A 3,421-nucleotide genomic window follows, 5' to 3' on the forward strand; every position below is an offset into this window, starting at 1 on the left:
CATCTCTTGGGTGGGCGCCAGATCGGCCAGCAGGGCGGGGTCTTGGCGCAGATGTCCCATCACCGAGAGGTGTTCGGCGGCTTCGCGCTGGCCGGCCTCGGTGATCGGCAGAAAGACAGCGGACTGATCGCCATCGTAGTCGGCGTTGAGCCAGCGGCAGACCAGCGAATGGATGCGGATGACTTTCTCCGGGATGCGCACGGGACGGAAAGCGATGTGCGACGTGGGCTGGATGCTCGGTGCGCGATGCAGGATCAGCCAGTTGCGGGCCATGACCCGGTCGAGTGCAGCGGCGGCTTCGGCGGATCGGGATTCGACAGCGCGGCGGTCGCCGAGTTCGCGGATCACCAGCGGACCGAAAAGGGTCCAGGCGATCGGATCGGGCAGGCCCAGTTGATCGAGGTGCAAGTCTGATGCCGGAGCAATGACGCTGCGCCCGCTGAACAGGACCATCGCATCGAGTCGGAGGACCGCGTAGCGGTAGAAGTCCGGGTGCGGCCAGAGCCGCCAGTCCTTTCCTTCGCGATCTTCGCCCGGGACCAGTGCGTCGAAGTAGCCTTCGACCGCGGCGCGAAGCCGGTCGGTGGCGTCCTGGACGAGACGCTGGGGAGTCTGCGACTCGATCATCTGCAGCAGGCGGGCATTGGCCACAAGCACATCGGCGAACTCGGGTAATCCGTCGAATCGGCCGACGGTTCGGATCTGGCGATCCTCGATCCACGGGTGCGGGATCGGGCTGGCGAGCGGCAGCACCGGTTCAGCCGGTTCGCGGAAGCGGCAGGTCAGAGCCTGCCCGGACAACAGCAATTCGATGCCGGCGATACGAAGCCGGCGCTGCAGGTCGCGAAAGCTCGGGCTTGGCGGCTCGGGCATCGAGACCGGTCCCTCGGCGAGGCGATCGCAGAGGTTCTGGGCCTCGGGGTTCTCGGTGCTGCGCAGGTGATAGGTCTCGCGGATGGTTTCGTACGCTCGATTTTCCCGGAGGTTGACGTACTCGGTGTGGCCCTGGCGATTGGCCCGAAGACCGCAGGCGTGAGCGTGGATCTTGTCGGCGACGCAGTGGTCCGTCTTGCCCCAGTAGACCCATCCGACGGTGGATGGGCGGGCGAGTTTGGCGCCGCTGCGGCCGAGCGTGAGGGTCTCCATGCCGGATTCGGGCAGGCCGCATTCGACCAGTTGGCGGCGAATTTCATCTCTTGGAGGTGCGGCGAAGGGCGGCGCGACGGCCGGCTTACCTTCGATGCGGGCGATCCGACCGAGCAGGGCCTCGAGAAGTTGTCCGAAGTGCAGCCGCGTGTGACAGCCCATGAAACTGCAGATGATCTCGACCGCTGTGCCATCGGGCAGATGCGGCATTTGCTCATCGGGGAGAATTCGGCTGACGATGCCCTTGCTTCCGTGGCGGTTGGAGAGCTTGTCGCCCGGTTCGAGCGGTTTCGGATAGCCGAGTTTAGCGGCGGCGGATTCGCTGATGGTCAAGGCATCCTCGAAGGTGTCTTCGCCCCAGGAGACAAAGGCGGTCAGCAGGTTTCGGCCGCACCAGAAGGCGTCAATCGGCGGCTCGTGGCCGGTTTGCACCAGGGCCGGTTCCGGGTCGGGCGGGTTGAGCCACTGGCGCATCATGTTCGCTCCCATGAGGGTGCGATTGGTGTCGCTGTGCTCGATGAAGGGGATCATCGAGGCCGACAGGCCGAACGCGGCTTCGGGCCGGTCGTCCACGACCACGAGTTCTCCGTCACGGATTTTGGCGCCCTGGGCGATGCTCAACACGCGGCCGATGTTTGTGCCTTCCGGCGTTTCGATCGGGCAGGTCCGGCCGATCTGACCCTGGGTGAAGAGTTTTTTGCGGTTCGGGACGATCAGCCGGCGAAGATGGGTCTGCCGCGAAAGCCAATTGGTCTCGTCGAGCGGCTGTCCATGAGGCTCAGCCTCTGTGGACCACGGGCGAAGCGAATCGGAGCCGCGGAGGAATTCGAGCATCCACGCCCGCAGCGGCAGCCATGAGCGGACCAGGGCCTCGTCCCACGACAGGTCGCTGGCGCCGCTGCCCAGCCTTTCGGCGAGGAAGTCGAGGAATTGCTCTCCGACGCAGCGGATTTCGGCTGTGTCCAGCGCCTCGGACGATGCGCTTGGCGGACAGACGAAACGGCGGTCACCGAGGTGAAAGACGCCTTCCTCATCGGGCGCGGGAACGTCGGTGTACTCCACATCGACCGCGCCCGACCGGGCCGAGACCGAGAGGTTGATCCGGCAGGTATGCGGCCCGGTGAACTGGGCGCGGTAGCCGGCCAGCGGCATCCGCTCGGCCAGGAGTTGGGGCAGGCGTTCGTGAAGGAAGCGGTCGAACGATTGTCGGTGCCACGGGGCTTGGTAGCGGACGGTCATGGCCTTAATCCTCCCATTGTTTTTCCAGGTCGTGCCATTGGGCGGCGAGGCGCCGCAGGGCGTAGTGCAGTCGCGACTTGACCGTGCCTTCGGGCACGCCAAGCCGCTCAGCCACGTCGCGGAGCGGCAGTTGATCCTCGTGGACCATGCGGAGCACCTCGCGTTTGTCGTCCGAGAGCTGGGCCAGCAGACGGCGGACCAGTTCGCCCCGCTCGGCCTGCTCGGCGAGGGCGTCGGGTCCGAGGGCGGCGGCGTCGACCATCCAGCCGGGCATGGACGGCTCGGTCTCGTCGTCGTCCGGCTCGCGTGGCGGCTGGAGGGGCGTCTGCCTTCGCCGGCGGATGGAGCGCAGGTGGTTGAGGGTCAAATTCGTCGCCACTCGCAGCAGCCAGGCGCGGAGCGGCCCGGCTCCGTTCCACTGCTCAGCCCTTGTCCAGACCCTCAAAAACACTTCCTGGGCCAGATCGTCGGCCGCCGTCTGGTCCCGGAGCATCCGCAGAAGCTGTTGGCGCACCGGTTCCTGGTAACGTTCCATGAGGGCTTCGAACGCCGGTTCGTCACCTTCGGAAATCCGCTGCATCAGCGCTTCATCGGATTGCCCCATCGGCCCTCCTACCACTCAAGACACCGGCGGCTTGGGAAAAGTTCACACACGGAGGTTTGTCGTCGAAGCGGGTTGCGCAGACGGCGTGCTCCGGCTCAAAAGGGAGTTGTCTGTCTCCCATTATAGTAAAAGGACGGCTGCGGAGCCAGCGGTCCGGGTTTCGGCGGGCTGGGAGGGGTACGGCGATTGTCGGCAATGGTATTGACTTTGAGGGGGCTTGTCCGTACCGTTTTTTCTTTCTGTCGGCTGCGGCCGGGACGGTTCGACGGGTTTGGCGCGGCGCGGTCCATGCGGGCTGGAGCCCGAAGCCAAGACGTCCGGACGGCTATAATTGACGGTGGGCTCGAAGGTCCGGGTTTGGCCTTTCGTACCGGTACCTGGGCTGGTTGGTGGACGAGCCACCGGCGGGTCGGCGGTCGGTCGGCGGCGGCG

At 65.8% G+C, this 3,421-nt stretch carries 2 protein-coding genes; both read right to left on the reverse strand.

Annotation, left to right across the window (positions count from 1 at the left end):
- On the reverse strand, window positions 1–2,385 hold a 2,385-nt coding region (locus GXY33_13795), incomplete at its 3' end, for a hypothetical protein (GenBank protein ID NLX06206.1).
- 4 nt (window positions 2,386–2,389) lie between these two features.
- A complete protein-coding gene (locus GXY33_13800) occupies window positions 2,390–2,989 on the reverse strand; it encodes an RNA polymerase sigma factor (GenBank protein NLX06207.1) in 600 nt (199 codons plus the stop codon).
- Between the last annotated feature and the right edge of the window lie 432 nt (window positions 2,990–3,421).

It is taken from the genome of Phycisphaerae bacterium, from assembly GCA_012729815.1.
Classification (GTDB): domain Bacteria; phylum Planctomycetota; class Phycisphaerae; order JAAYCJ01; family JAAYCJ01; genus JAAYCJ01.